Origin of the sequence: Dokdonella aquatica (assembly GCF_051987395.1) — a bacterium.
Taxonomy (GTDB): domain Bacteria; phylum Pseudomonadota; class Gammaproteobacteria; order Xanthomonadales; family Rhodanobacteraceae; genus Dokdonella.
The window spans coordinates 3,164,810-3,185,462 of sequence record NZ_CP197094.1; the positions used below are offsets into that span (position 1 = coordinate 3,164,810).

Here is a 20,653-nt window from a genome sequence, read left to right on the forward strand (position 1 = left end):
AGGCCTCAGGCCTTCGCGCGGTTGCGTGTCAGCGTGATCAGTGCGACGCCGGCCAGGATCACGGCCATCGCGACGATGTCCGAGACATGCACGGTTTCGCCGGCGACGAGCGCGCCGAGCAGCACCGCGACGGGCGGATTGACATAGGCGTAGCTCGTCGCGAGCAGCGGGCGCACCGTGTTGAGCAGGTAGAGGTACGCGGTGAACGCGATGATCGAGCCGAACACGGCGAGGTAGCCGAGTGCGAACCATGCCGCGGGCGTCGGCGCGGCGGGAAAGCGCTCGCCGGTCGCCAGCGTCGCGATCACGAGGGCCACGCTGCCGCCGAGCATCTGCGCGGCCGTGTTCATCGCCGCGGGCGGCATGTCGCGGCGGCGGCTCCACACCGAACCGAACGCCCACGCGATCGCCGCCGTGGTCAGCGCGATCGCGCCGAGCGGCGAGCCGCTCATGCCCGAGCCGAGGTTGAGCAGCACGACGCCGCCGAAACCGACGACGAGGCCGATCCACTCGATGCGCCGCGGCCATTGCCCGTAGAGGCCGCCGAACACCGCCGCGAACAAGGGCATGCAGGCGACCGCGACCGCGGCGAGGCCCGACGACACCGACTGTTCGGCGTAGCAGACGAGGCCGTTGCCGAGGCCGAGCAGCAGCGTGCCCGTGATCGTCGCATTGACCCACTGCGCGCGCGTCGGCGCGGCCATGCCGCGCCAGCGCAGGAACGCGTACAGCACCGCGCCGGCGACGAGAAAGCGCAGCGCTGCCATGAGGAACGGCGGCCAGCTCTCGAGCGCGATGCGGATCGCGAGATAGGTCGATCCCCAGATCAGGTAGAGCGCGAGCAGGGAGAGCGGGACGAGCAGACGGGCATGGCGCGAGGGCTCGGACGGTGCGCCTTGCGCACCGGAAGGGCGGTTCATCGGGATCGACCGGGCAGGAGGGCGTCACGGGACGCCCGGAAACGGAAGCGTGAGGGGTGGAGCGTGGTGCGGGCAGATCCACCACCGGTCAAGGTGGTGGGGCCACCGCGAGGTGGATCAGCGGCGCGTCTGCGAGGTCGGTTCGTGAGAGATCACGGTGAACTCGCCGTCGATCGCTTCCATGCGCGCCTCGCGCGGCGCCTCGGGCTTGCCCTGCGGCGATGCCGACGGTCCGACGCGCGGCTTGCGGAACGCGTTGACGATCATGAGCACGATCGCGCCGACGACGAGCGCGGCGATCGCGAAGACGCCGAGCGCGAACAGTGCGGCGACCACGAGCAGGCCGAGGATGCCGCCGACGAGGCGGGCCAGCGGATGGCGCAGGCGAGGGCGGAAATAGGCGTGGATCATGGCAGGCCTCGTGCTCCGGCGTCGTGGAGGATCGTCCGCGCAGGGCGGACCGGCTTCGTCGGGACGTGCCGGACAGTTATTCTTGGGGCTATCGTCTTCCGGTACAAGTGGTTTCCATGACCGACGTTTCCCCGCTCTGCCGTGTCGAGGACATTCCCGACGCGGGCGCCCACGCCGTCCGCGTGGACTCCGCGACAGGTGGTTTCGACCTCGTGCTGCTGCGCGAAGGCGCCGCCGTGTTCGCGTACCACAACGAATGCCCGCACGCGGGCCGCGCACTCGATTACGTACCCGGTCGCTTCCTCGTCAAGGATCGCCGCATCATCTGCGCGGCACACGGCGCGAGCTTCGCAGTGGATACCGGCGCCTGCCTGGGCGGCCCATGCCGGAGCGGATTGTTCGCCGTGCCCGTCGACGTCGTGGATGGCTGGGTCAGGCTCAAGGAGGCGGCATGAACACGCGTATCGACACGCTGCTTCGCAGGCATGCCTGCCTGGCGGCCGTGCTCGCGGCGAGCGTCCTCGCGGGCGGCGCCTCGACGCACGCCACCGCGCAGAGCCTCGACGAGCTCCAGTTCAAGGTCAGCGTGGAGACGCCCGCCGATTTTCGTGCCGAGGCGGACCGCATCCGTGCGTCGATGGGCGAAGGCGGGCGGCATGCCGGCATCGCGTCACGCGAGAAAGGACGCGTCGAGGCCTTGCTGATCACGATGCAGTCGCTGTTCGACGCGCGCGGAGGCGGCGGTGCCTTCAACGAAACCGACCGCATCGCGGCCATGAACGCGCAGGAAGAGATCAACGCGATCCTGTTGCGCAACGACGGCGATCGCATCGTCTGCGAGTTCGTCACGCAGACGGGCAGCCATCGTCGTTCGAAGATCTGCATGACGGCCGCGCAGAGGGAGCAGCAGCGGCGCGAGAACCAGAGTGCGCTCGGAGAGCACGTGCGATCGCGCGACGTCGGAAGCGGCTACTGATTCACGACGATCAACGTACGAAGATTTTCGTTGACACCTTCACCTCCCGGGCGTAGCGTCGGCCTACCGACGATGCAGGGAGTGCGCAGTCATGGGATACCGCAATCGGAGCTGCCGGATCCTCGTGGCATGCCTGGCCATGGCAATGACCGCCATGCCGGCTTTCGCACAAGAGGCCGGGAAGGATCCGTTCGAACTTTCGGCGCACAGCGCGGCCGAATTCCGCGAACAGGCGGACGCCCTTCGCGACGAGATGGACACCGGCCGATACACGGGGCTGTCCGACCGGGACAAGGCGATCGTCCACGCCCAGCTCGCACGCCTTCAGGCGATCTACGACAAGCACGAGCGTCGTGAACGCGTCGACACGATTCCGCACGGCATCGCGGTCGTCAACGCGTCCGAGATCATCAACGGCGTGCTCGCCGACGACGCGGACGACCGCCTCGTCTGCGAGCAGGTCAAGAAGGCCGGCAGCAACCGCATCGAGAAGTACTGCGCAACCACGCGCGAACGCCGCCTGATCGCGCTGGGCGCACAGAAGGAACTGCGCCGTTGGTACCGGCCGAGTCCGAGTGCCGGCTGCGAACTCGCGACGTCGCGATGCCTCGGTGGCCTCGACGGCCTGCGCCGGACGCAGGGCCGCGTCCCCTGACATCCCCGTCTTCCGCGGGCGCCGCGCCACGCGCGAGGCGAGCGCTCGTGCCCGGACATCGCGCAACGCAGGGAGATCCGCTCATGTACCGCATCGTCACGATCATGTTCGTCGTCGCCTTGGGCGTGACGGCCCGGTGGGCGTACGCCGATCCCGTGTCATCCGATCCGTTCCCGTTGTCCGCGCGCAGCGCGGAGGAATTCCGCGGCCAGGCCGAAGCGCTGCGCACGGCGATGCGCGACGGCCGCTACGCCTCGCTGCCCGAACACGAGAAGGGCATCGTCATCGCGCAACTCGAACGTCTCGAGGCGCTGTATGCCAGGCACGAGGCGGGCAGGCGCGTCGACACGCCACCCGCGACGATCGCTGCGATCAATGCGAGCGAGATCATCAACGTCGTGCTCGGCAAGGACGGCGAGGATCGCATCGTCTGCGAGCAGGTGAAGAAAGCCGGCAGCAACCGCATCGAGAAGTATTGCGCCACGGTGAGGCAGCGTCGGCTCGCCGCGCTCGGCAGCCAGAAGGAGATGCACCGCTGGTACTCGCCGAAGCCAAATGCGGAAGGCCAGTACCCCTGCGAGTACACGGGAAGTCGTTGCTTCGGCGGCGTCGACGGGCTGCGTGACGCGCGGCGGCGCGTGCAGTGAGCCCGCGCCTCCGTACATGTCGCGTTCGCGACCCGGCGTGGGGACACGGGCGGGACGAGCCATAACGTACGAAAACCATCGTTGACAGGTTCCGCACCACCGTTCTAAGGTTGGCCCCGACGTCCCGCAGCATGACGACGCCTTCCCCGACAGGATGTCCGGGGCCGTGCATCAGGAGCCTCGGGCTCCTGTGCACGGGGCGAAAGGATCGCGCGCTTCGTTCGCCATCCCCATCACCATCACCGGCATGCCGGTGCACGCAGTCGAATGCAGGAGAGTGTGTCCCATGGTCGTTCGCAACTGGCTCTCGGGCCTCGTGTTTTCCTCGATCCTCGCCAGCGGTCTGGCCGTCGCTGCCGAACCGCTGAGCCTTTCCGCCACGTCGGCTTCCGAGTTCCGTCAGCAGGCCGCGCAGATCCGCCAGGACATGCAGCCGGGTGGCCAGTACGCGAAGGTCTCGACCGAAGGCCAGACGCGCGTGGGCAGGCAGCTCGACGTGCTGCAGAAGCTTTATGACAACCGTGCCGAGGGCAAGTCGTTCAAGAAGTCCGACGAGGTCAAGCTCGTCAACGCCTCCGAGGAGATCAACGCGATCCTCAGCGGGCGCGAGGACGACCGCCTCGTGTGCGAGCAGGTCCGCAAGCTCGGCAGCAACCGTACCGAGAAGGTCTGCATGACCGTTGCCGAGCGCCGCGCGCGCCAGGACGAGGCCAAGAAGGACCTGCGCAACAACTACACCGGCGCCGTGGGCGGACGTGACTGACACGGCAGGCCTCGCCGCGTATCGTATGCGCGGCGGGGCCGTCGACGACCGAGGACGGCCGGGGAGAAGCGATGCGACATCGACACGCTGAGCCACAGAAACCGACCGAAGCGGAACTGGGCATCCTCAACGTGCTCTGGGAACGCGGCGAGAGCACCGTGCGGGATGTCCACGAATCGCTCTACCGGGACGACGGGTCGGGTTACACGACCGCCTTGAAGATGTTGCAGGTCATGCACGCGAAGGGGCTCGTCTTGCGCGACGACTCGCAGCGTGCCCACGTGTACAACGCGGCGATATCGCGCGAATCGACGCAGCAGAAGTTCGTCAGCGACATCGTCCAGCGCGTATTCAACGGCTCGTCGTCGCAGCTCGTCCTGCAGGCGCTCGGCGGCTCACCCCACGCGAGTCGCGAAGAGCTCGACGAGATCCGCGCCTTGCTCGATCGGCTGGAGTCGGACATCCCATGAACGGCATCGTCGCGGCGGCGTGGCCATGGGTCGAGGCACTGGGCTGGAGCCTCGTGCATTTCCTGTGGCAGGGACTCCTGGTGGGAGCCGCATTCGGCGTGCTGCGCGCCTGGGTCCCGCGCGCGCGCAGCGGCGTGCGGCACGCACTCGGGCTCGCCGCCCTGGCCATGCTCGTGGCCTGCCCGATCGTGACGACGCTAGCGATCGTGGAGCCGTTCGTGATCGTGGACGCCGCATCGACGACGGCGGATTCCACCGTTGTCGTCGCATCGCGTCGGCTCGATGCCGCCGCATCGTCCGTGTCGTCCTCGTGGTCGTTGCTGATGCCGTGGCTCGTCGCGGCATGGTTCGCGGGCGTGGGCGTCATGGCGACGCGCGCCCTGCGCCAGTGGCGCGAACTCGACGTGATCGTGCGCCGCTTCGCCGAGCGCCACGCCGACGTCGACGCGCTGTTCGACGGGCTGCGCGCCCGTTTCGGTGGTTTCGCGCGCGTGCGCGTGCTGGTTTCCTCGTATATCGACACGCCGACCCTGGTCGGCTGGCTGAATCCGGTCGTGCTGCTGCCGACCGCCGTCGTGCTCGGCTTCCCGCGGCACCAGCTCGAGTTGATCCTCGCGCACGAGCTCGGCCACCTCCGGCGCTACGACCATTGGGTCAATCTGGCCCAGGTCGTCGTCGAGACGCTTCTCTTCTATCACCCCGTGGTGCACTGGATCTCGCGTGACGTGCGCCACTCCCGCGAGATCTGCTGCGACGACCTCGTCCTGCGCCTGACGCGCGGCGAACCACGCGAGTACGCGCGCACGCTCGCGGCGCTCGAGAACCTTCGCCAGCTGGCGCCGCAGCTCGCCGTGGCCGCGACCGGTGGCGTGCTCGTCGACCGCGTACGCCGCATCGTCGGCCTGCCGGAAAAGCGCAAGGAACGCCGTGGCGTCCCGCTCGCTTGGATCGGTGCGTCGGCACTCGCGGTGGCCTCTGCCGGCATCGTCTTCGCACCGGCCGAAGACGAGGCGATCACGGCATGGCAGGTCGAACGTGTCCGTCCCGCACTTCCGCACGCGGTGTTCGAGCGCGCGACCGTCGTGCCCGCAGCCGTCGCATGGTCCGCCTTGTCGATGCCGTCGATCGCCGCGCAGGAACCGGTCGTGGACGATGCCCCGGCATCGGTCGCGCAGGATCTGGCGCTGCCCTCGCGTCCGGCGTTCGCACGCCACGAGCTCGACCTCGCGCCTGCCGCCGATGTCGGATTCGCGCCCGCCGACGTGCCCGTCCTGCCGTCTCTTCCGCAGGGGGGGCGCAGCCCCGCGCTCGTGCATCGCGTCGATCCGCGCTATCCGGACGTGATCAATGCGCGCTCACGCGGGCACGTCGAGTTCGAATTCGCGGTCGACGGCACCGGCAACGTCCGCGACATCACCGTCGTGGCCGGCGACGCACTCGGCGCGTTCACGGTGGCGGCGCGTCGCGCGCTGCGCGAATGGCGTTTCGAGCCGCGCAGTGTCGTGCGTGGCGAGCGCTACCGGCAGGATTTCGTATTCGTGGACGCCCTCGCGACGGATCGTGGTTCGGACGAGGCGAACTGTGCACGCGGCACCGGCTCGCACATCTGCCGTGCGCCGCGCGGCGTGAGCGTGCTGACCGAATCCCGCCCGATGCCGACACCTGCAGCTGCGCCGCCGATCGCGTCGGCCACGAACGTCGTGCTCGACCGCGTCAACTGATCGGTCCGCTACGGCCGACTCGCGGCGTGACGGTGGGCGCTTGATCGCCGGTTCGCCGTGTCGCGATCCGGCCGTATGCCCGGGCATCTCTGCAGACGGCCCGTGATCCACCGTTCGAGGCGCCGCATGGGCGCGGCAGGTGCCGCGCTGGCAGTCTTGTCCTTGTGACCTCGAGATCGACCGACGTCGCTGCATGACGCGGTCGTGGTCTCGACGCGACTCCGTCGCGCTGCGCGGTGCCGTTCCCGTCGCCGCCGACGGCACGACGCCGGGGCAGGCGAGCGCCTTGCACGTCCCGCAACATGGCGCTCGCTCGCATTCGCACTCGACGATCCGGTGCTCGCGGCAGGTCTCGTTTCCCGTCGTCGAGGTCGTGTCGCAGGATCCCGGTGTGGGCCGTCAACCGCCCGTTGACGGGTGTCGCCAGTGGTGGGCCGATCGCTGTTCACGCGCGGGGCGCACCCGCTCGGCCGCACGTGTCGCCGGGCTTCACCCGCATGAAATCCTCGGTCGGAGCAAGGACACCTGCCCGGAGAACGGGCAGGCGCGCGCGTCGGCGAGCCTCGCGTCCGCGGAACATGTTCTGAAGCCCGTGTTGACGTGGTGCACAAGCGTGCGCACAGGGCCGCGGTCGCCGTGGCAGCGTCTCAGCCCGCGTTGCCGAACACCATGTTCACGGCGACGAGCGTCGTCACGAGGATCAGCACGGTCAGCGGCAGGCCGACGCGCAGGAAATCGCGCTTGCGGTAGCCGCCGGGACCGGCGACGACGAGCAGCACCGGATTGGCGCTCGGCAGCACGAACGTGTTCGAGGTCGAGATCGCGACGATCAGCGCGTAGGCGGCCGGGTTGCCGCCCGAGGCGAGCGCGATGTTGATCGCCATCGGCACCATCATGACCGTCGCGCCGACGTTCGAGATGACCTGCGAGAAACCGAGCGCGAGGATCGCGATGCAGGCCTGCAGTACCCACTGCGGCAAGCCGCCGAAGTAGACCATGACTTCCTGCGCGAGCCAGGCCGCGGCGGCGGTCGCGTCCATCGCCGCACCCAGCGGGATCAGGCAGGCGAGGATGAAGATCGTCTTCCAGTTGATGGCGTGATAGGCCTCGTCCATGCTGAGGACGCCCGCCAGCAGCATGCCGACCGCGCCGACGAGCATCGCCAGCGCGAGCGGGATGTTCGCGAACAGGCCGAGTGCCATCGCGAGCCCGAAGAAGAACACGGCATGCCAGATCTTGCTCGGGCGCTGCTCGTCCTGCGGAAAGTCGGTGACGACGACGAAGTCGCGCGACTCGGCGGCCAGCGCGAGATCGCGCCACAGGCCGTGAAGCACGAGCGTGTCGCCGGGACGCAACGCGACCTGCCTCACGTCCTCGCGGAACACTTCCTCGCCGCGCGTGACCGCGAGCACGCTGATGCCGAAGCGCTTGCGCATGCGCAGGTCGCCGATCACCTGCTTGATCCAGCGGGAATTGGGCGGGATCACGGCTTCGGCGATGCCTGCGCGCGTCGGATTGAACATGTCGCCGAAGTTGCGCAGGCGCGGCTGCACGCGACACAGCTGGTTGTTCGCGAACTCGTTGACCGCCTCGCGCTTGCCGAGCACGCCGAGCACGCTGCCGACCCAGATCATCTGGTCGCCGGGCGGTGCGAGACGGGCCTCGTTGCCGGTCTTGAGCGCGAGGATCAGCGGCGCGCCATGCAGTTGCTCGGCTTCGCCCACGCTCATGCCGACGAGCGGGCTCTCGGCGGTCACGACGAGTTCGACCACCTCGCCGTCGATGCCGTACATCTCGGCGAAGTAGGTCTCGGTGCGGCCCGGCGTCACCTTCTGGCGTTCCTCCTCGCTGGGCCACAGGCGCGGCGTCAGGAACGCGAAGTAGACGAGGCCGACGATCAGCAGCGGGATGCCGACCGGTGCGATCGAGAACAGCGGGAACGCCTCGATGCTCTGTGCGCCGGGTGGCAGGTTGCGGTTCGCGCTCGCGATCAGGTCGTTGAGCAGGATCAGCGGCGAGTTCGAGATCATCGTGATGTTCGTTCCGCACAGGATGCAGAACGCCATCGGCAGCAGCAGCCGCTTGAGCGGGATGCCCGTGCGCGAACTGATGCGGCTCGCGACCGGCATGAACAACGTTGCGAGGGCCTGGCTCTGCATGAATGCGGACATGCTGCCGACCATCGTGTTCATGAGGCCGGACACGCGTGCTTCGATGCCGCCCGAGAGGCGCAGGATGAACGACGCCGCCTTGCCGAGCACGCCGGTCCGGTCCAGCCCCGCGCCCATGATCATGACCGCGATCAGCGACATGACGGCATTGCCGGCGAAGCCGTCGAACAGCTGGTCCATCGGCATGAGGCGGGTGACGCCGATGACGACGATGACGAGCAGCGCGACGAGGTCGGCGCGGATCCACTCGAGCACGAGCATGAGCACGGTGAACGCGAGCAGGCCCAGGACGAGGATCATCTCGGTCGTCAGGGTCAGGCTCATGTCCATGGCGTCGGTCAGCGCTCCGGAGGGCGCGCGCGATCGCGCGTGGACGGGACTTGCCGCACGGGCTCAGCAGCGTTCAAGGATGAGGTCCCAGCTGCCGTGGCCGAGGCGTTCGCCGCGCTTCTCGAAGTGCGTGTTGATGCGCCATGCGGGGCGTTCGCAGAAGCCGCCCGCACCGGCGCGGTTGCGCCACGACGGGCTCGCATCGACGACCTCGAGCATGTGCTGCGCGTATTCCTCCCAGTCGGTGGCGAGGTGCAGCAGGCCGCCCGCGCGTACGCGCGAAGCCAGCAGATCCACGAATGCGGGCTGCACGAGGCGACGCTTGTGATGGCGCTTCTTCGGCCATGGATCGGGGAAATAGATGCGCACTTCGTCGAGTGCGCCCGGCGCGATCTCGCGCTCGAGGACCTCGACGGCGTCGTGGCGCGCGACCCGCGCATTGTCGACGCCGGCGAGCGCGAGGCCGTTCATGAGTCTGCCGACGCCGGGGCTGTGCACCTCGATGCCGATGAAATTGCGATCCGCCTCGTGGACGGCCGCATGCAGCAGCTGCTCGCCGTTGCCGAACCCGATCTCGACGACCACCGGTGCGGGGCGTGCGAACGTCACGGCGAGATCGCGCGTCGTGTCGACCGGGTCGAGGCCGTAGCGCGCCCAATGGGCGTCGAAGGCACGTTGCTGCGCGGGCGTGATGCGGCCCTGGCGCAGCACGAAGCTGCGTACGCGGCGGTCGCCGTGCGGAACGTCGTCGTCGCTGCGGTCGGCGTGGCGCGGATCGGTCATCGCGTCAGCCCACGAGGCCGTCGATCGGACTCGATGCGGACGCGTAGCGCTTGCGCGGGATACGGCCTGCGCGGAACGCCGCTCGGCCGGCTTCGACGGCGAGCTTCATCGCGTGCGCCATGAGCACGGGTTCGCGCGCCCCCGCGATCGCGGTGTTCATGAGCACGCCGTCGCAGCCGAGTTCCATCGCGATCGCGGCATCCGAGGCCGTGCCGACACCGGCATCGACGAGCACGGGCACCTTCGCGTTGTCGATGATCTCGAGCAGGTTCCAGCGGTTCTGGATGCCGAGGCCGGAGCCGATCGGTGCGGCCAGCGGCATGATCGCGACGCAGCCGATCGCCTCGAGGCGACGCGCGAGGATCGGGTCGTCCGAGGTGTAGACCATCACGTCGAAGCCGTCGGCGACGAGGCGTTCGGCGGCCTCGAGCGTCTGCACCACGTCGGGGAACAGTGTCCGCTCGTCGCCGAGCACCTCGAGCTTGACGAGCTTGTGGCCGTCGAGCAGCTCGCGTGCGAGGCGCAGCGTGCGCACGGCGTCGTCGGCCGTGTAGCAGCCGGCCGTGTTCGGCAGCATCGTGTAGCGCGAAGGCGGCAGCACGTCGAGAAGGCTCGGCTGGGACGGATCCTGGCCGATGTTGGTGCGGCGGATTGCGACCGTGACGATCTCGGCACCGGCCGCTTCGGTCGCGGCACGGGTTTCGTCGAGATCCTTGAATTTGCCGGTACCGGTCAGCAGGCGCGAGCGGTAGGCGCGGCCGGCGATGACGAGCGTATCGTCGGTGGAAGGGGAGTCGGGTGTCGATGTCATCGTGTCGATCGGTTCGCAGTCGTGGAGAAAATCGGCAGGCGTCGCGGTGGGGCCGCTCATCCGCCGCCGATCGCGTGGACGATCTCGACGCGGTCGCCGTCGGCGAGCCGGCGCGTCGCGTGCTCGCTGCGCGGCACGATCTCGCGGTTCACCTCGACGGCGACGCGGCGCTCGCCGAAACCCGTGGCGTCGAGCATGTCGCGTACCGTGGCCGTGCCGTCGACGACGCGGCGTTCACCGTTGAGAACGATTTCCATGCGCCTATTCTAGCCGCGCCGGGCCTGCATCGGCACCGTTGCGGACCGCGGAAACGAAACCGCCGCGCGGTGCGCGGCGGTTCCGGGTCCTTGCGGATGACGCGGACTCAGCGCTCGTCCCGACGCTTGCGCTCGCTGCGCTCCTCGTTGTTGCCCTGGCGATTCGGCGCCGAACGTTGTTGCTGTTGCTGTTGCTGCGGCTGTGCCTGCGGAGCGGCCTGGCGTTGCTGAGGCGCTTCGCGCTGCACGCGCTGAACCGGAGCCGCCTGCTGCGGCGCGCTGCGTTCGAACGACTGGCGCTGCTGCGGAGCCTCGCGCTGCACGCGCTGGACCGGAGCCGCCTGCTGCGGCGCGCTGCGTTCGAACGACTGGCGCTGCTGCGGGGCCTCGCGCTGCACGCGCTGGGCCGGTGCCGCCTGCTGCGGCGCGCTGCGCTCGAACGACTGGCGCTGCTGAGTGGCCTCGCGCTGCACGCGCTGGGCCGGTGCCGCCTGCTGCGGCGCGCTGCGCTCGATCGATTGCCGCTGCGTCGGTGCGCTTCGCTCGACGGACTGGCGCTGGCCAGGCGCGCCGCGTTCGATCTCCTGCCGCTGGATCGGAGTCGTGCGTTCGACCGGGCTGCGCGAGGGCGATGCGGACCGCTCCGGCGTCGACGAACCGGGCGAGACCTGGCGTGCGTTGCCACGCTCGGGCGCGAAGCGAGACGAAGGCAGGGCACGCTCGTTCGGCGCCGCACCGGCATTGCCGACGCGCGACGGTGCCGTTTCGCGCGTCACGCCGCGCTGCGCTGGCGAGGTACGCTCGGGCGATGCACCGGGTGCGGCGCGCGTCACGCGCGATTCCACGCCGGGGCGCTCACCGTCGCCGCGTGACACGGCGGCACGGTTCGGCAACGGTTGAGGCGCCGCGCCGGGTTCGCCACCGCGGCCGACCACGCGCACGCGCTCGTTCGATACGCGCCCCGGTTGCGAGGCGGCAGCGCCGCGGTTGCCGAGCTGGCGCATCTCGCTCACCGCGAGCGGCTGGTTGCCGTTGCGCTCGATCGCGCCGAGGCGCGTCTGCACGGGGGCGACGCGCGGCGGCGGTTCGGCACGCGCGATGACCTGGCGCTGCGCGAGCCCCGAGGGGGGGCGCACGGCTGCGCGACCACCTTCGGCGCGACCGACGAAGCTCGCGCGCACCGGTGCCACGTCGACGCGGCTGATCACGTCGCCGCGCGCGAACATCTGGCGGTCGACCTGCATGCGAGCGGCATTGACGGCACGCGACTGCACGAACGCATCACGCGGGATCGCCGTGTAGGCACGATCGTTGTCGCGGTACGTGTAGCGGAAGTTGTTGATCGGACGCCCGGCCGAATAGTCGCCGTAGACGTTGGTGATGTAGGTGTTGTTGATGATGGTCGTGTTGCGCACGTTGATGTTGGTGAAGTAGTCGCGCGAACCGCGGTACCACGGCACATAGACGTCGCGCGGGCCGAGCGGGAACCAGCCCACCGGGCCGCCGCCGCCGATCGACACGCCGACGCTGAAGTTGCGACCGCCGACGAACGCGACGAGCGCGGGCGCATAGACCGGGCGCACATGACGCGGGCCCGGCACCCAGCCCCAACGGTTGCTCACGTAGGTCCAGCGGCCGTAGTGGTACGGCGCGAAGCCCCACGGCGCGGTGTCGACCCAGGTCCAGCCCCACGGATCGATCCAGCTCCAGCGGCCCGAGCGGTACGGGGCCCAGTCGGCCGCGACGCTCGACGGAAACCACACGCTGCCGTAGGTGTCGACGGTGCGCCAGCTGCCATGACGGTCGAGATCGGAGTAGCCGATGATCTCCTCGGACACGTAGCGACGCGACTCGGAGCGCTCGTAGCGCTCGTCGCGCTCGTAGCACCAGCGGTCGAAGTCGTCCTCGCGCGGCAGGTCGAAGATCTCGTAGTCGCGCAGCGAGGAGTCGTTGAAGCGATACGACTGTCCACCGCGCACGGCGTAGCTCGCGTTGTTCTCGCCGTAGACATCACCGCGGCCGTCGAACACGGTCACCATGGTCGATGCGCCGTCCGGCGCGATGTCGACACGGTACTGGCCCGGCTCGTCGATCACGAACGCGAGCGTCGGCGTGTCGATCTCGTAGGTCTGGCCCTGGAAGATGCGGTGCACGCGAAGGTTGAGCACGCCCTCGGTGAGTTCGACCTGCATGAAGTCGTCGTCGAGGTTGAGCACGTTGAACGCACTGCGCTCGTCGAGGCGCAGCGTGGCGGCGCCGACTTCGAGCTCGACGCGGCTGTTGCGGTCGGCGTAGAGGCCGTCACCGGTCGACAGCGGGCGGTTGAGGCTCGCCTCTGTCCATTCATCGACACCGGCAGGCTGGAAGCTCACGTTGCCGCCGAGGTAACTGAGTCGCGCGACCCTTCCCGGCGGATCCGCAGCCGCCGTGCCCGCGCACAGCGCGAGCGCCAGTCCAGCCACCCAACCGATTGAGAGAGCTCGTGGACGAAAAGCCATGATCGTTCTCCATAGACGCGTTGCTCGACACGGCCGGTGACGCTACCCGAAGCGATGGATCCCGGACGGTTGAACGCAGGCGTATATCAGCGTACGACGGCTGAATGCATGCCTTCCGCGAACCCGTCCAAACAAGGGTTTACACGGACTTACGAAGGTTCGGAACGCGTTAGTGGCAAGCCGTGTGCATGCGCGCTTGCCGCGCCGCGCGGCGCCGCTTACTCTTGCCGCGCCTGCAAGCCGCGCGGGTGTAGCTCAATGGTAGAGCTGTAGCTTCCCAAGCTACTGACGAGGGTTCGATTCCCTTCACCCGCTCCACCCGGCTTGCCTCCTTTCCCGCCACGTGTTCCAGCCGCCACGATGTTCCCGCGCGACGGCGACCACGGACCCTCACGATGAAGATCGCGATCCTTTCCCGCAACGCGTCGCTGTACTCGACGGGTCGGCTCGTCGAGGCCGGGCGCACGCGCGGCCACACGGTGCGCGTGCTCGATCCGCTGCGCTGCTACATGCGCATCGCGCCCGGTGCGTTCGAGATGCACTACAAGGGCAAGGCCCTCGGCGGCTTCGACGCGGTGATCCCGCGCATCGGATCCTCGATCACGTTCTACGGCACGGCCGTGTTGCGCCAGTTCGAGATGATGGGCGTGCACACGCCGAACGGATCGGATGCCGTGCTGCGCGCACGCGACAAGCTGCGCTCGATGCAGTTGATCGCGCGCGAGGGCATCGACCTGCCGCTGACCGTGTTCGGCGACTATCCCGACGACACGTCCGACCTGCTGACGATGCTCGGCGAGCCGCCGCACGTCATCAAGCTCAACGAGGGCGCGCAAGGGCAGGGCGTGCTGCTCGCCGAGAAGCGCTCGGCGTCGCAGGGCATGATCGAGGCCTTGCGCGGCCTCTACGCGAACTTCCTCGTGCAGGAGTTCATCGGCGAAGCGCGTGGTGGCGACCTTCGCTGCTTCGTCGTCGACGGCCGTGTGGTCGCGGCGATGCATCGCCAGGCCCCCGAGGGCGACTTCCGCGCGAACCTGCATCGCGGCGGCAGCGCGACGGCAGCCGAGCTCACGGACGCGGAGCAGGCGGTAGCCGTTCGCGCCGCGGCGATCATGGGGCTCGGCGTGGCGGGCGTGGACCTGCTGCGCTCGCGACGCGGGCCGCTCGTGCTCGAGGTAAACGCCTCGCCCGGACTCGAAGGCATCGAGAACGCGACCGGCGTGGATGTGGCGGGCGAGATCGTCGCGTCGCTCGAACGCGCGACCGCAGCAGCGTCGACGAAACGCAGGCCCTCCCGGGCGGCCCGCCGCAACATTAACGGAACGCTGAGCGACCCTTAACGGGCATTTAAGACCGCCCTGCGTACAGTCGGGCGCACTGTAAGTTCTGCACGACACTCCGAAGCGTCAGTGACTGGGCAGATTACGGTAATCGGGGCAGTAGCTTTTGGCCCAAGCGAGGTGTGTTCCCCCAATGGCACCTCCTTGGGCCATTTTCTTTTCCAGGCTCTCCGTTCAGCCCCGGGACATGCTGGTTCACGCAGCTTCCGCATTCCCCTCCCCGCGGTTCAGCGTCCCACACCGGCATCCATGCGCATACTCGTCATCGAAGACAACAGCGATATCGCCGCCAACATCGGTGATTTCCTCGCCGACAAAGGCCACGTGGTCGACTTCGCGGGGGACGGTGTCACCGGCCTCCATCTCGCGGTCGTCAACGAATTCGACGCCATCATCCTCGACCTCGGCCTGCCCGGCATGGACGGCCTCGAGGTCTGCAAGAAACTCCGTCAGGAAGCGCGCCGGCAGACGCCGGTGCTCATGCTGACCGCGCGCGACGCACTCGAGCAGAAGCTGTCGGGTTTCGATTCCGGCGCCGACGACTACATGGTCAAGCCGTTCGCGCTTCAGGAGCTCGCCGCACGCGTCGAAGTGCTCGGCCGTCGTGGCAAGGGCGTCAAGAGCCGCGTGCTGACGCTCGCCGACCTCACCTACAACCTCGACACCTTGACCGTCGTGCGCGCCGGCAAGTCGATCCAGCTCAATCCGATCGGCCTCAAGCTGCTGCAGGCGCTCATGGACAAGGCACCGTCCGTCGCTACGCGCCAGGAGCTCGAGACGCGCGTGTGGGGCGAGGAGCTGCCCGACAGCGACTCGCTGCGCGTGCACATCCACGGCCTGCGAGCCGCCATCGACAAGCCGTTCGACAAGCCTCTGATCCAGACGCGCCACGGCATCGGCTACAGCATGGTCGATCCGGATGCGGCACCGGCGTAAGCTCCGCAGCCGCATCATCATCTCGTTCGCGTTGTTCGGACTCGGCCTCACGGCCTTGTTCGCCGCGGCGACGATCTACCTGCGGCTGCGCATGGAAGACCAGCTCATCAACGACACCTTGTCGCGCGAGCTGCGTCACTTCGTCGATTTCAAGCGCGAGTACCCGCAGCCCGACGCGCGCTGGAGCATGTCGCTGTTCGAGGCGCAGATCGTGCGCGCGGGTCGCACGGCGACCGTGCCGTTCGCGTGGCAGAAGTACGACGGCGGCGTCTACGACGTCGAGGATGTCGGCCGCGACAGCCGCCAGCGCGCCTACAAGCTCGCCGTCTACAAGGACGACGACTTCTGGGCCTACCTGCGTTTCGACGTGAGCTCGCAGAAGCTCAGCGAACGCCAGCTGCTCGTGATCCTCGGCACCTCGGTCGTCGTGTTCGGCCTGCTCTCGCTGATCATCGGCGTGTGGCTGTCGTCGCGCGTCATGAGTCCCGTCGTGGATCTTTCGCGGCGCGTGCGCGCGATGAGCACGTCCGGTCGTCCGGTCGCGTTGCGCCCGCATTTCGTCGACGACGAGGTCGGCCAGGTCGCCGCGGCACTCGACGATTACTCGACACGACTGACCCACCTCGTCGAGCGCGACCGCGAGTTCAATGCGGACGTCAGCCACGAGTTGCGCACGCCGCTCGCGGTGATCGCGTCGACCACCGAGCTGCTGCTCGGCCAGGACCTGCCCGACAAGACGCGCGAGCGCCTGCGCCGCATCGAGCGCGCGGTACGCCAGTCCACCGAGCTCACGGATGCGCTGCTGCTGCTCTCGCGTAGCGAACGCCAGGGACCGACCGACGGCGAATCGACCGACGTCGCGCGCGTGGCCGAGCAGGTCATCGACATCAGCCGGCCGCATCTCGGCACCAAGCCCGTGCAGGCACGCCTCGAGGTCGAGGAGCCGGTCACGACGGCGGCACCGTCGTCGGTGGTCGCGGTGGCGCTGACCAACCTCATCAGCAACGCGTTCAAGTACACGCAGCAGGGCGAGGTCGTCGTCATCGTCGGCCACGGCCGCGTCGCGGTCGAGGACACCGGCCCCGGCATCGCCGCCGAGGATGCCGAGCGCCTGTTCGTGCGCGGCGAGCGCGGCACCACCGCGGTCAAGGGCGCGGGCCTCGGACTCGCGATCGTGCGTCGCCTGTGCGACCTCTACGGCTGGAGCGTCTCGCTCGCGCCGCGCCCGCAGGGGGGCGCCGTCGCCGTGCTGCAGTTCGATCGCTCGCGCGAGCAGATCTGATCACGCGCGTCGCGCGTTGGCGCATGGTTTCATCGGCGTGTCCGCCCGCTTCCTTTCGCGACAGGCGCAGAGGCGCGACTGAATCGTCTGGTCCGATGCGTCGCCACGCACCCGTCGACACCATGCGCAATGACACGGCGTCATGCCGGCGAGGCGAACGGTTCGCCTCGCCGGATGCAAGCAGGCGTTCTCAGCCGACCGGGTCGAGCCAGCCCCAGCGATCCTGGGTCGTGCCCTTGAACAGGCCGAAGTAGAGATCCTGGATGCGGCGTGTGATCGGACCGGCCTTGCCTTCGCCGACCGGCTTGCCGTCGACCGACTTGATCGGCGTGACTTCGGCGGCGGTGCCGCACATGAGGATCTCGTCGGCGAGGTAGAGGTACTCGCGCGGCATGTCGCGCTCGATCACCTCGATGCCGTTATCGCGTGCGAGCGTGATCAGCGTGTGGCGCGTGATGCCGTTGAGGATCGCCGCGCTCGCGGGCGTCGTGTGCATCTGGCCGTCGAACATGAGGAACAGGTTCTCGCCGGCGCCTTCGCTGAGCAGGCCCGTGGAGGCGAGCGCGATACCCTCGCCGAAGCCGAGGCGGCGCGCCTCGCGTGCGATCAGCTGGCCCGACAGGTAGTTGCCGCCGGCCTTCGCGCCGGCCGGGATCGTGTTCGGCGCGAAACGCTGCCAGCTCGACACGCAGGCGTCGATACCGGTCTCGAGCACGCCCGGGCCGAGGTAGGGACCCATCTCCCACGTCGCGACGGCGACGTCGGTCGGCGTGTCGGCCGACAGGCCGAAACCGCCGAGGCCGCGGAACGCGACCGGACGCAGGTAGGCCTTGGTCAGGCCGTTGCGCCGGATCACTTCGCGGCAGGCTTCGGCGAGCTCGTCGATCGTGTACGGGATGACGATGTCGTAGATCTTGGCCGACAGGTACAGGCGCTTGAGATGGTCGGTCAGGCGGAAGATCGCCGGGCCGTTCGGCGTTTCGTAACTGCGGATGCCCTCGAACACCGACGAGCCGTAGTGCAGCGCATGCGCCATCACGTGCACGGTCGCTTCGGCCCACGGCTTGATCGCGCCGTTCTGCCAGATGTACTCGGGGTAGGTCATCGCCATGTCGTCAGGATCCTCGTGGGCAAGCCCGTGATTGTAGCGAGGCGGGTCCGGCCAGGCACGCCACGCCGCAGCATCAACCAGGAGGCAGCAGCCAGTGGCAGCCGTGGCGCGGCACGATCGCGAACCGCGTCTGTACTTCGCGGGGCACGCGGTCCATGTCGCGGCCCGTACGCACGACGAGGCTGTCGCCGGTCGCGCCGGGCGCGCGTTCCGGGTCCGCGGCAGACCCCACGTCGATACCCATCAGCGGTTCGGCGACGAGCCTCGCGAGATCCTGCAGGGCCGAGGTCGACGCGTAGCCGTCCCACAGCACGAGTCCGGACAACGTGACCGCATTGCGTGCGGCAAAGGCCTCGGCGACGCGCGTACGCAAGGCGTCGCTCGTCGTCGGGCAGGTCTGCGGCGTCGCGCGCATCGCCGCGGCGTGCGCTCCGGGTGTCAACTCGGCCGCGGCGGGCGGCGACGGTGTCGTCGGTGCGTCCCTTGCCGGCGCGACCTGCGCGCACGGGCGGTCGGTGAACACGGGTTCGCCGCCGGGGCCGATGCAGCGGCGGATCGTGGTCGGCTGGGCGACCGCCGCGGCACTCACGGCGAGCATCGACACGACGATCAGTTTCACGCGCAAGCATTTGAATGCAAAGCGATGCTTGCCTTGCGCGCAGCGTTCTGGTCTAGTCCGATCCATGTCCATCTGCGCTCCCGCCACTGTTTCCGCGAACGTCGCCCGTCGAGGCGGCAATAATAATGCGCGGAATACAACGGGGGCCGGCGTGCGGTAGGGGATCCATCACATCACACGCGAAGAAGGCCCGCCGAACAGCGGGCCTTCTTCGTTTTCGGGCTACGAAACTTTCCTCGGGAGACGCAACATGTGTTCGATCCTCGGCATCTTCGGCCTGCAGGCCGGCGACGACGTCCCGGCCCTGCGCCGCCTCGCGCTCGAGCTGTCGCAGCGGCAACGCCATCGCGGCCCGGACTGGAGCGGTGTCTACGCCGACGACGGCGCGATCCTCGTGCACGAGCGCCTCGCGATCGTCGATCCGGCCGGCGGCTCGCAGCCGTTGCGCTCCGCTGACGGCCAGCTCGCACTCGCGGTCAACGGCGAGATCTACAATCACCGCGAGCTCGAGCGGGGACTCGCGCAGCCGTACGCGTTCCAGACCGGCTCGGACTGCGAGGTCATCAACGCGCTCTACCGCGAGCACGGCCCGCAAGGCGTGGCGAAACTCAACGGCATCTTCGCGTTCGCGCTGTGGGATGCTGCCGAACGACGCTGCGTGATCGCGCGCGATCCGATCGGCGTGTGTCCGCTGTACTGGGGCCATGACCGCGAAGGCCGCCTGTGCGTGGCCTCGGAGATGAAGGCGCTCGTTGGCGTCTGCGCCGACGTCGCGACGTTCCCGCCCGGCCACGTCTACGACAGCCGCAGCGGTGAACTCGTGCGCTACTACGACAAGCCGTGGCGCGACTATGCCGCGACCGAAGGCGTCGAGGTCGACGCGGCCGCGCTGCGCGGCGCGTTCGAGGCGGCCGTGCACCGCCAGCTCATGACCGACGTGCCGTACGGCGTGCTGCTCTCGGGCGGTCTGGATTCGTCGCTCGTCGCCGCGTGTGCGGCGCGCTTCGCGCGCCATCGCATCGAGGAGGACGACAAGGCCGAGGCCTGGTGGCCGCGCCTGCACTCGTTCGCGATCGGCCTGCACGGTTCGCCCGATCTCGCCGCGGCCGAGATCGCCGCGAAGGCGCTCGGCACCGTGCACCACGGTTTCGAGTACACGTTCGACGAGGGTCTCGACGCGCTGCCCGAGGTGATCCGCCACATCGAGAGCTACGACGTCACCTCGATCCGCGCGTCCACGCCGATGTACCTGCTCGCGCGCCGCATCAAGGCGATGGGCGTCAAGATGGTGCTGTCGGGCGAGGGTTCCGACGAGATCTTCGGCGGCTACCTGTACTTCCACAAGGCACCGAACGCGCGCGAGTTCCACGAGGAAACCGTGCGCAAGCTCGACGCGCTGCATCTCTACGACTGCCTGCGCGCGAACAAGTCGATGATGGCTTGGGGTGTCGAGGCGCGCGTGCCGTTCCTCGACCTCGAGTTCCTCGACGTCGCGATGTCGCTCGACGCGAAGGCCAAGATGGCCGGAGGCGGTCGCATCGAGAAGGCGATCCTGCGCGAGGCGTTCGATGGCGCGCTGCCGCCCGAGATCCTGTGGCGCCAGAAGGAGCAGTTCAGCGACGGCGTCGGCTACGGCTGGATCGACGGCCTCAAGGCGCATGCCGAGGCGCAGGTCACCGACCGCGAATTCGCCGCGGCCGCGGCGCGTTTCCCGATCAACCCGCCACAGACGAAGGAAGCGTACTTCTACCGCCGCATCTTCGAAGAGCATTTCCCGGGTGCGGCGTGCGCCGAGACGATCCCGGGCGGCGAGTCGATCGCGTGCTCGTCGCCTGCGGCGATCGCCTGGGACCCCGCATTCGCGGGCGCGGCCGATCCGTCGGGTCGTGCGGTCGCGGGCGTGCACCTGTCGGCGAACGCACCCGTCGCGGCGTGATGGCATGCGAGGGCCG

At 68.8% G+C, this 20,653-nt stretch carries 20 protein-coding genes and 1 tRNA gene; 12 read left to right on the top strand and 9 right to left on the bottom strand.

Annotation, left to right across the window (positions count from 1 at the left end):
* Positions 1 to 5: 5 nt before the first annotated feature.
* Positions 6 to 920 carry a drug/metabolite exporter YedA gene (gene yedA, locus ACQQ2N_RS14165; RefSeq protein ID WP_440222228.1) on the bottom strand — a complete coding sequence of 305 codons (915 nt, stop codon included), beginning with the start codon at positions 918 to 920 and terminating at the stop codon, positions 6 to 8.
* A gap of 117 nt (positions 921 to 1,037) precedes the next feature.
* Positions 1,038 to 1,331, bottom strand: a complete 294-nt coding sequence (locus ACQQ2N_RS14170) for a hypothetical protein (RefSeq protein WP_440222229.1) — start codon at positions 1,329 to 1,331, stop codon at positions 1,038 to 1,040.
* Between the two features lie 116 nt (positions 1,332 to 1,447).
* Between ACQQ2N_RS14170 and ACQQ2N_RS14175 the strand changes: the two genes are divergently transcribed.
* From ACQQ2N_RS14175 to ACQQ2N_RS14205, 7 genes are all read left to right on the top strand, one after another.
* Positions 1,448 to 1,786, top strand: coding sequence for a Rieske (2Fe-2S) protein (locus ACQQ2N_RS14175; RefSeq protein ID WP_440222230.1), 339 nt, complete (start codon positions 1,448 to 1,450; stop codon positions 1,784 to 1,786).
* A complete protein-coding gene (locus ACQQ2N_RS14180; protein ID WP_440222231.1) occupies positions 1,783 to 2,307 on the top strand; it encodes a hypothetical protein in 525 nt (174 codons plus the stop codon). The genes ACQQ2N_RS14175 and ACQQ2N_RS14180 overlap by 4 nt, the downstream gene beginning before the upstream one ends.
* A 253-nt stretch (positions 2,308 to 2,560) precedes the next feature.
* Positions 2,561 to 2,962: a hypothetical protein gene (locus ACQQ2N_RS14185; RefSeq protein ID WP_440222232.1), complete on the top strand. Its 402-nt coding sequence runs from the start codon at positions 2,561 to 2,563 to the stop codon at positions 2,960 to 2,962.
* Positions 2,963 to 3,045: 83 nt separating this feature from the next.
* Complete coding sequence (locus tag ACQQ2N_RS14190; protein ID WP_440222233.1) at positions 3,046 to 3,609, top strand: hypothetical protein; 564 nt, start codon at positions 3,046 to 3,048, stop codon at positions 3,607 to 3,609.
* 286 nt (positions 3,610 to 3,895) lie between these two features.
* Entirely contained in the window at positions 3,896 to 4,372 is a 477-nt protein-coding gene (locus ACQQ2N_RS14195) for a hypothetical protein (protein WP_440222234.1), read from the top strand.
* Positions 4,373 to 4,443: 71 nt separating this feature from the next.
* Positions 4,444 to 4,842: a BlaI/MecI/CopY family transcriptional regulator gene (locus ACQQ2N_RS14200; protein WP_440222235.1), complete on the top strand. Its 399-nt coding sequence runs from the start codon at positions 4,444 to 4,446 to the stop codon at positions 4,840 to 4,842.
* A complete protein-coding gene (locus tag ACQQ2N_RS14205) occupies positions 4,839 to 6,563 on the top strand; it encodes a TonB family protein (protein ID WP_440222236.1) in 1,725 nt (574 codons plus the stop codon). Before ACQQ2N_RS14200 ends, ACQQ2N_RS14205 begins: the two co-directional genes overlap by 4 nt.
* A 647-nt stretch (positions 6,564 to 7,210) precedes the next feature.
* Here the strand turns inward: ACQQ2N_RS14205 and ACQQ2N_RS14210 are convergent.
* The 5 genes from ACQQ2N_RS14210 to ACQQ2N_RS14230 all read right to left on the bottom strand — a co-directional run bounded on the left by ACQQ2N_RS14210 (position 7,211) and on the right by ACQQ2N_RS14230 (position 13,377).
* Entirely contained in the window at positions 7,211 to 9,058 is a 1,848-nt protein-coding gene (locus tag ACQQ2N_RS14210; protein WP_440222237.1) for an SLC13 family permease, read from the bottom strand.
* A 69-nt stretch (positions 9,059 to 9,127) separates the two neighbouring features.
* Positions 9,128 to 9,847 (bottom strand): tRNA (guanosine(46)-N7)-methyltransferase TrmB, encoded by a 720-nt coding sequence (trmB, locus tag ACQQ2N_RS14215; protein ID WP_440222238.1) that lies wholly within the window; start codon positions 9,845 to 9,847, stop codon positions 9,128 to 9,130.
* A 4-nt stretch (positions 9,848 to 9,851) separates the two neighbouring features.
* The gene (locus tag ACQQ2N_RS14220) at positions 9,852 to 10,658 is read right to left on the bottom strand and encodes a thiazole synthase (protein WP_440222239.1); all 807 of its coding nucleotides are present in this window, start codon (positions 10,656 to 10,658) and stop codon (positions 9,852 to 9,854) included.
* 56 nt (positions 10,659 to 10,714) lie between these two features.
* A complete protein-coding gene (thiS, locus tag ACQQ2N_RS14225) occupies positions 10,715 to 10,915 on the bottom strand; it encodes a sulfur carrier protein ThiS (protein WP_440222240.1) in 201 nt (66 codons plus the stop codon).
* Positions 10,916 to 11,022: 107 nt separating this feature from the next.
* Entirely contained in the window at positions 11,023 to 13,377 is a 2,355-nt protein-coding gene (locus tag ACQQ2N_RS14230; RefSeq protein ID WP_440222241.1) for a DUF6600 domain-containing protein, read from the bottom strand.
* A 280-nt stretch (positions 13,378 to 13,657) separates the two neighbouring features.
* On the opposite strand from ACQQ2N_RS14230, the gene ACQQ2N_RS14235 reads away from it, so the two are divergent.
* The 4 genes from ACQQ2N_RS14235 to ACQQ2N_RS14250 all read left to right on the top strand — a co-directional run bounded on the left by ACQQ2N_RS14235 (position 13,658) and on the right by ACQQ2N_RS14250 (position 16,971).
* Positions 13,658 to 13,731: transfer RNA gene (locus ACQQ2N_RS14235), tRNA-Gly, on the top strand.
* Positions 13,732 to 13,808: 77 nt separating this feature from the next.
* Entirely contained in the window at positions 13,809 to 14,753 is a 945-nt protein-coding gene (gene rimK, locus ACQQ2N_RS14240) for a 30S ribosomal protein S6--L-glutamate ligase (RefSeq protein ID WP_440222242.1), read from the top strand.
* 249 nt (positions 14,754 to 15,002) lie between these two features.
* Complete coding sequence (locus tag ACQQ2N_RS14245; protein WP_440222243.1) at positions 15,003 to 15,689, top strand: response regulator transcription factor; 687 nt, start codon at positions 15,003 to 15,005, stop codon at positions 15,687 to 15,689.
* Positions 15,673 to 16,971, top strand: a complete 1,299-nt coding sequence (locus ACQQ2N_RS14250; RefSeq protein WP_440222244.1) for a sensor histidine kinase — start codon at positions 15,673 to 15,675, stop codon at positions 16,969 to 16,971. Before ACQQ2N_RS14245 ends, ACQQ2N_RS14250 begins: the two co-directional genes overlap by 17 nt.
* Before the next feature lie 190 nt (positions 16,972 to 17,161).
* Here the strand turns inward: ACQQ2N_RS14250 and ACQQ2N_RS14255 are convergent, their stop codons facing one another.
* Entirely contained in the window at positions 17,162 to 18,082 is a 921-nt protein-coding gene (locus tag ACQQ2N_RS14255; protein ID WP_440222245.1) for a branched-chain amino acid transaminase, read from the bottom strand.
* 73 nt (positions 18,083 to 18,155) lie between these two features.
* Positions 18,156 to 18,701 (bottom strand): hypothetical protein, encoded by a 546-nt coding sequence (locus ACQQ2N_RS14260; RefSeq protein ID WP_440222246.1) that lies wholly within the window; start codon positions 18,699 to 18,701, stop codon positions 18,156 to 18,158.
* Between the two features lie 250 nt (positions 18,702 to 18,951).
* Here ACQQ2N_RS14260 and asnB point away from each other — a divergent pair, with 250 nt between their 5' ends.
* A complete protein-coding gene (asnB, locus tag ACQQ2N_RS14265; protein WP_440222247.1) occupies positions 18,952 to 20,637 on the top strand; it encodes an asparagine synthase B in 1,686 nt (561 codons plus the stop codon).
* Positions 20,638 to 20,653: the final 16 nt, after the last annotated feature.